At 67.3% G+C, this 6,226-nt stretch carries 8 protein-coding genes and 1 pseudogene; 2 read left to right on the forward strand and 7 right to left on the reverse strand.

The features are described 5' to 3' along the window. The 6 genes and pseudogenes from AC1DU6_RS16745 to AC1DU6_RS16770 form a co-directional block, all read right to left on the reverse strand. A pseudogene (locus AC1DU6_RS16745) lies at positions 1–220 on the reverse strand (AAA family ATPase); the annotation flags it as partial. 23 nt (positions 221–243) lie between these two features. Beyond that, positions 244–873 carry a nucleoid occlusion factor SlmA gene (slmA, locus tag AC1DU6_RS16750; protein WP_056192893.1) on the reverse strand — a complete coding sequence of 210 codons (630 nt, stop codon included), beginning with the start codon at positions 871–873 and terminating at the stop codon, positions 244–246. 28 nt (positions 874–901) lie between these two features. Then, on the reverse strand, positions 902–1,588 hold the full coding sequence (locus AC1DU6_RS16755) for a response regulator (RefSeq protein WP_056192896.1): 687 nt from the start codon (positions 1,586–1,588) through the stop codon (positions 902–904). Positions 1,589–1,665: 77 nt separating this feature from the next. Then, the gene (locus tag AC1DU6_RS16760; RefSeq protein WP_056192898.1) at positions 1,666–2,352 is read right to left on the reverse strand and encodes a pyrimidine 5'-nucleotidase; all 687 of its coding nucleotides are present in this window, start codon (positions 2,350–2,352) and stop codon (positions 1,666–1,668) included. Positions 2,353–2,471: 119 nt separating this feature from the next. Next, positions 2,472–3,377: an acetylglutamate kinase gene (argB, locus tag AC1DU6_RS16765; protein WP_056192901.1), complete on the reverse strand. Its 906-nt coding sequence runs from the start codon at positions 3,375–3,377 to the stop codon at positions 2,472–2,474. 103 nt (positions 3,378–3,480) lie between these two features. Then, entirely contained in the window at positions 3,481–4,491 is a 1,011-nt protein-coding gene (locus tag AC1DU6_RS16770) for a dienelactone hydrolase family protein (RefSeq protein WP_056193136.1), read from the reverse strand. Between the two features lie 50 nt (positions 4,492–4,541). Between AC1DU6_RS16770 and AC1DU6_RS16775 the strand changes: the two genes are divergently transcribed. Both AC1DU6_RS16775 and dtd read left to right on the forward strand, forming a co-directional pair. Next, the gene (locus AC1DU6_RS16775; RefSeq protein ID WP_056192904.1) at positions 4,542–5,435 is read left to right on the forward strand and encodes a cation diffusion facilitator family transporter; all 894 of its coding nucleotides are present in this window, start codon (positions 4,542–4,544) and stop codon (positions 5,433–5,435) included. After that, complete coding sequence (dtd, locus tag AC1DU6_RS16780) at positions 5,432–5,872, forward strand: D-aminoacyl-tRNA deacylase (protein WP_056192908.1); 441 nt, start codon at positions 5,432–5,434, stop codon at positions 5,870–5,872. The genes AC1DU6_RS16775 and dtd overlap by 4 nt, the downstream gene beginning before the upstream one ends. Here the strand turns inward: dtd and AC1DU6_RS16785 are convergent. Further along, positions 5,869–6,090: a hypothetical protein gene (locus AC1DU6_RS16785; RefSeq protein WP_056192911.1), complete on the reverse strand. Its 222-nt coding sequence runs from the start codon at positions 6,088–6,090 to the stop codon at positions 5,869–5,871. The genes dtd and AC1DU6_RS16785 overlap by 4 nt on opposite strands. Positions 6,091–6,226 lie beyond the last annotated feature (136 nt).

The raw sequence follows: 6,226 nt of genomic DNA on the forward strand, positions 1-6,226 counted from the left end.
GCAAGCGCTCCTTCTGCGGCTCGACTTCCTGCAGGTCTGACAGGCGGATGCGGCTGACGGCGCGCACCGGCTCAAGCACCAGGGCGCCATGGCGCCGGCGGGCACGAAAGGCGGTGGAAGCAGCCCAGTCGGGCGGCGTGGCGGCGTGGGGCAGAACGGCTTCGAGCCGGGTCAGCAGGCCCTCGGCGCGGGTGAGGAAGGAATCCAGAGCGGCAGACATCGCCGCAGTTTAGGCGGGCAGGCTCAGGCGATCGCCTTGAGCGAGGCTTCGAGCTGCTCCGTCGGCAGCCGCTTGAAGCCCGAGCGGGCATAGCGCTGCAGCCGGCCAATGATGAAGCTGACCCAGACCGAGGCCTGTGCATTGGCCTGCACGGTCGGCGTCAGTGAACCCTGCGCCTCGGCTGCGGCGCGCAGTACCTGGCGCAGCGAGGATTCGATGCGGTCGAAGAACTGGTTCATGCGGGCCACCAGCCGCTCGTTCTCGTAGACCAGGGCGTCGCCCACCATCACCCGCGCCATGCCGGGATTCTTTTCGCCGAACTGCAGGATGACGCTGGCGATGCGCGCGGCCTTGCCAGGCGGCGGCAGGGGATGCGGCGAGTCGGCGATCTGGTTGACCAGGCCGAAGACGCTGCTCTCGATGAAATCGATCAGCGCCTCGAACATCTGCGCCTTGCTGGCGAAGTGGCGGTACAGGGCCGCCTCGCTGACGTCGAGCTTGGCTGCCAGCGCCGCCGTCGTGATGCGGTCGGCGCCCGGCTGCTCCAGCATGCCGGCCAGCACCTGCAGGATCTGCGTGCGGCGCTCGCCGGGCTTGGGGCGCTTCTTGGGGTTGGCAGCGGGGCTGTCGGCGGCGGGCTGGTCGGCGTCCATGCCGGCGATGTTAGGGCCTGTTACAGCCCTAGTCGCGCAGCCAGCCCAGGCGGCGAGCTTCGTAGATCGCTTCCACTTTGGAGCGCACGTGCAGCTTGCGGTAGACCCGCTTGACGTAGGTCATCACCGTGTGCGGCGAGACCTGCATGAACTGCGCGATCTCATCGAAGGTGAAACCCTTGGCCGCCAGGTGCAGCACGCGCGATTCCTGCTCGGACAGGGCGACAACTTCCTCGTCGGCCATCGTCGCGGCCATGGCCTCCGGCGAGGGGCCGGTCGAGTTCTGCGACCCGGGGGCCAGACGCACCAGCAGGCGGCGGGCGATGACGGGGCTGATGGGGCTGCCGCCGGCGCGCAGAGAGCGCAGCTGGCCGGGCAGGTCCAGCGCCAGGCTGTCTTTCAGCAGATAGCCGGTGGCGCCAGCCTCGATGCTGGCGACCACATGCTGCTCATCGCCGAAGACGGAAATGACCATGACCTCGCACTGCGGCCGGGTCTGGGCCGCATGGCGGATCAGCTCGATGCCGCTGCCGCCAGGCAAGTCCAGGTCAACGAGCAGGACGTCGGGCTGCAACTGATCGAACATGCGCCGGCCCTGGGGCAGGTCGGGCGCGATGCCCAGCAGCTCGATGTCGGGCACGCTGCCCAGAGCGTGAGTGAAAGCCTCGCGGAAGCGGGCTTGGTCTTCGACGATCAGGACCGAGAACGGGGACATGGACTCTGTGGACTTTCCAAACGCGCGGAAGCCGCATTGTCAGGTGAGGATACCCCCTCATCCATGAGCGTCTTCCTTCAGAACAGGGGGTAGCGTAACAAGGCTGCCAGGGAACGCACCCGCTGGGTCACGTAGGCCGGGCGGTGCTGCAGGCGCCGGCCATCGGCCGCCTTGCGCAGCCAGCGCTGCATCCAGACGGTGCGCAGCCCCAGGCTGCGGGCCGATTTCTGGTGGATCAGCGTGTCTTCAACGAGGATGCAGCGTTCCGGCTTCAGCTTCAGGCGTGCCAGCACGATACGGAACATGCGCGTATCGGGCTTGGGGCGGGAGTGGCCGAAGATGATCATGTCCTCGACGCAGATCAGGCGCTCGAAGACGCCGGACAGCCCGATGGCCGCCAGCACGCGCTCGGCATAGCTGCGCGGCGCATTGGTCATCAGCAGCTTGCGCCCCGGCAGGCGGCGCAGCGCGGCCAGGTCATGGCCGTGGCCATGCAGATGGGCCTCCAGCCCGGGCAGGCGATGGGTCTCGCTGAGGAAATGCGCCGGCTTCACGCCATGGTGGCGCTGCAGCCCCGTCAGCGTTGCGCCATAGCGCTGCCAGTAGCGGTTGCGCAGAGCGGCGGCCTGCTCTTCCGTCAGGCCGAGGTAGGTGACCATATAGGCCGCCATCGACGCATTCAGCTCGGTGAACGCCCGATGCGAAGCGTTGTGCAGGGTGTCGTCGAGGTCGAACAGCCAGACCGGGTCGCGAGATTTCGTCACCCACCGATCATCGCAAGTCCTCGCCTTCGGCTCAGACGCGGAACGCGCATTCCGTCTCATCGAGACGAAATCATCGCAAGTCCTCCCCTTCGGCTCAGACGCGGCACGAGCATTTCGTCTCATCGAGACGAAATCATCGTGCCGTAGGCCTGATCGGTCAGTATCTCCAGCAGCATGGCGTGCGGCACACGGCCGTCGATGATGTGCACGGCATTGACACCGCTCTTGGCCGCGTCAATGGCGCCGGCGATCTTGGGGATCATGCCGCCACTGATGGTGCCGTCGGCCACCAGCTCGTCGATGCGGCGCGGCGTCAGTTCGGTCAGCAGCTCGCCGTTCTTGTCCAGCACGCCGCGGATGTTGGTCAGCATCAGCAGCTTCTCGGCCTGCAGCACCGTGGCCAGCTTGGCGGCGACGACGTCAGCGTTGATGTTGTAGCTCTCGTTGTGCTCGCCAAAGCCGATGGGGCTGACGACGGGGATGAACTGGTCGTCCTGCAGGGCCTTCACGACGCTGGGGTCGATGGCGACGATGTCGCCGACCTGGCCGACGTCGTGCTCCTTGGCTGGGTCGTCCTTGTCCATCATCTTGAGCTTCTTCGCGCGGATCATGCCGCCGTCGCGGCCCGTGAGGCCCACGGCCTTGCCGCCGGCGGCATTGATGAGGCCGACGATGTCCTGCTGCACCTGGCCGGCCAGCACCCACTCGACGACTTCCATCGTCTCCTCGTCGGTGACGCGCATGCCCTGCACGAACTCGCCCTTCTTGCCCAGGCGGCTCAAGGCGCCTTCGATCTGCGGCCCGCCACCGTGCACGACGATGGGGTTCAGGCCCACGAGCTTGAGCAGCACCACGTCCTCGGCGAAGTCCTGCTGCAGGGCCGGGTCGGTCATGGCATTGCCGCCGTACTTGATGACGATGGTCTTGCCGTGGAACTTGCGGATGTAGGGCAAGGCCTGGGAAAGGATCTCGGCCTTCTCGCGCGGGGCGATGTGGGAGACGTCGGTGGTGTGGGGGGTGGTCATGCAGCGGACTCCGGAAAGCAGCAGGCGGATTCTAGGGACGACGCCATGGCGGTTGCTCCCATGACCCGCCAGCTTGAGGATGCATCCGGCGCATGCCCGCGGGTCACTTGCCGGCGAAAAACACCTGCCGCACGAAGGCCTTCACATCCGCTCGCGATTGCCGGAAGGCCGATTCGTTGCGCCCGACATGCACGCCCCGGATGACGCAGCTGTCGAAGAACTCCCCAAGCCTCGCCGCGTCGATGGTCGCGCCGGTTCGCTCGGCCGTGATCTTCCACGCCTCGATGTCCCAGCGCAGCACGCCGCAGGGCGCTGCCGACGTGGCCCCCTCCAGCAGGAAGGGCTGGTACATGGCGTCCCAGGAATGCGGCGCCCCGGCGTAGTTGATGGTGCGAGCCGGCGTGCCCGCCTCGGCGTAGCGCTCGGCCAACTGCTCGCAGGGCCGCGCCGTGGCGTAGTCGTCTTCAGCGCCGACGAGGTTGAGCAGCGGCGCCTTCGTCACTCGCGGCGACCAGTAGACCTGGTTGCATCCCGCGTACACCGGGATGTGCAGGGCGAAGCTCAGGTCACTCTTCACCACGGCACGGCGCAGCGGTTCGATGGCGGTCTGGAAGGCCACGCTTCCGCCGCGCGAGAAGCCCATGATGCCGATACGGGAAGCATCGATGCGTGGATGACCGGCGAGCAGCATCAGCGCCTGGAAGGCGTCCATCAGGTCGGCCGAGTAGGGAACAAGCGTCTGGTTCTCCGCCGTGCGCTTGACGCCGCGCGCCTCAAAGACGTGGACGACGAAGGTAGCGACGCCGATGTCGTTCAAGGCGTCGACCCATTGCGACATGCTGCTCTCCACGCCGGCGCTGCCATGCATCAGCACCATGGCCGGGACCTTGTCGCCGGCGCCCCTGGGCAGGCTCAGTTCGCCCCAGACGCGCTGCGCCGCCCAGTTCTGGCGGCGCTCGCGGGCGAGGTCGAACATGGTCTTGGGCGTGAAGCTGTCGAAGTCGATGCGCCCCTGCGTATCGGGTTTCAGGTCCTGGGCCGGCGTCGCGAACGGCAACGCCAGCAACAGCATGGCCAGCAGGCTGGCCGCAACGCGTATCAAAGCGGCATTCATCATGGCACCCATTCTGCGGGGGCCTGCTGCGCGCCGCTGACAATGCCGCCATGCAAGCCAGCGCCTATCTCAAGCTCTCGGTCGCAGTCGCCCTCGTGACCATTGCGCTGAAGACCGCCGCCTGGTGGTGGACGGGCTCGGTCAGCCTGGCGGCCGACGCGTTGGAGTCCCTCGTCAACCTGGCCGGCGCCGTGTTCGCCCTGGCCATGGTGACGCTGGCCGCCCAGCCACCGGATGAAGGCCACCCCTATGGTCACCACAAGGCCGAATACTTCTCCAGCGGCTTCGAGGGCATCCTCATCATCGCGGCCGGCCTGGGCATCCTGTGGGGCGCTGCAGACCGCTGGCAACACCCCCAGGCTCTGGAAGCCATCGGCGTCGGCGTCACGCTGGCCGTCGTCAGCTCGGCGTTGAACGGTGCCATGGCCTGGGCCATGCTGCGCAAGGCACGCGAGGTGCGCTCGGTGGCACTGGAGGGCGATGCGCGCCACCTGATCACCGACGTCTGGACCTCGGCCGGTGTCGTGGCCGGGCTGCTGGGTGTCATGGCCACCGGCTGGCAATGGCTGGACCCGTTGCTGGCCATCATCGTGGCGCTGAACATCCTGCGCGAAGGCGTGCATCTGATGCGCGAGTCCACCGGTGGCCTGATGGACCAGGCCCTGGACGCCGAATCCATGACTCAGGTGATGGCGGTGCTGGACGGCTTTATCCATCCGCACGCCATCCGCTTCGACCACATCGCCAGCCGCGTGGCCGGCCAGCGTCGCTTCATCGACCTGCACATGCACATGCCGGCCAGCTGGACTCTGGGCCGCGCCGCGGCGCTGCGCGTGGACGTCGAGCAGGCGCTGATGAGTGCCGTGCCCGGGCTGCGCGCCAGCATCCAGCTGCTGCCCATGGACGTCGAGGCCCACAACATGGACGAGGAGGACCTGGTTTGATCGCGGTATTGCAACGGGTGCGCGAGGCACGCGTCGAAGTGGGCGGTGCTGTTGTCGGCGCCATCGGCCCGGGCTTGCTGATGCTGGTCTGCGCCGAACCCACCGACAGCGAGGCGACCGCCGAGAAGCTGATCACCAAGGTGCTGAAGCTGCGCGTCTTCAGCGACGACGCCGGCAAGATGAACCGCAGCCTGCAGGACGTGGCCGGCGGCCTGCTCATCGTCAGCCAGTTCACGCTGGCGGCCGACACGAGTGCCGGCAACCGGCCGAGCTTCACGGGCGCTGCTCCGGCGGAGCCGGGACGCCGGCTCTACGAGCACGCGCTGGCGTTTGCACGAAGCCAGCACCCTGTCGTCGCCAATGGCGAGTTCGGTGCCGACATGCAGGTCCACCTCATCAACGACGGCCCCGTCACCATCCCGATACGGATGGTTTAGGGATCCTTGAAGACGAGTTTGCACTGGCGCTTGTAGGCCCACCAGGCCGAGACCGTCGCCGTCATCAACGCCGTGAGCGCCGCCCAGGTCAGCACGGACCGGTAGGACGCCTCCTGTCCGCCATGCTGCAGGGCTTCGATGCCGCCCAGCACGGCGCATGCCAGCACGAACACCTGCAGGAAGCGCAAGAGCCAGAACTTCGCAAGGATCTTCACCACGAGGATCTCCTACCCGATCTCTATCGTCAGCCGCGACAGGCTGCCTGGCACAGGCCGCGCCAGCGCCAGTCCAGCCATGCGGTAGGCGTTCGCGCGCCGCATGGCCGGCAGCTCGGCGCCCGCCTCGTCCCGCACC

The organism is Roseateles sp. P5_B10, from assembly GCF_056400485.1.

Coding starts and splice junctions, on each gene's coding strand:
- slmA (WP_056192893.1), bottom strand. CDS start 873: ATGGACGCCGACCAGCCCGCCGCCGACAGCCCCGCTGCCAACCCCAAG.
- AC1DU6_RS16755 (WP_056192896.1), bottom strand. CDS start 1,588: ATGTCCCCGTTCTCGGTCCTGATCGTCGAAGACCAAGCCCGCTTCCGC.
- argB (WP_056192901.1), bottom strand. CDS start 3,377: ATGACCACCCCCCACACCACCGACGTCTCCCACATCGCCCCGCGCGAG.
- AC1DU6_RS16770 (WP_056193136.1), bottom strand. CDS start 4,491: ATGAATGCCGCTTTGATACGCGTTGCGGCCAGCCTGCTGGCCATGCTG.
- AC1DU6_RS16775 (WP_056192904.1), top strand. CDS start 4,542: ATGCAAGCCAGCGCCTATCTCAAGCTCTCGGTCGCAGTCGCCCTCGTG.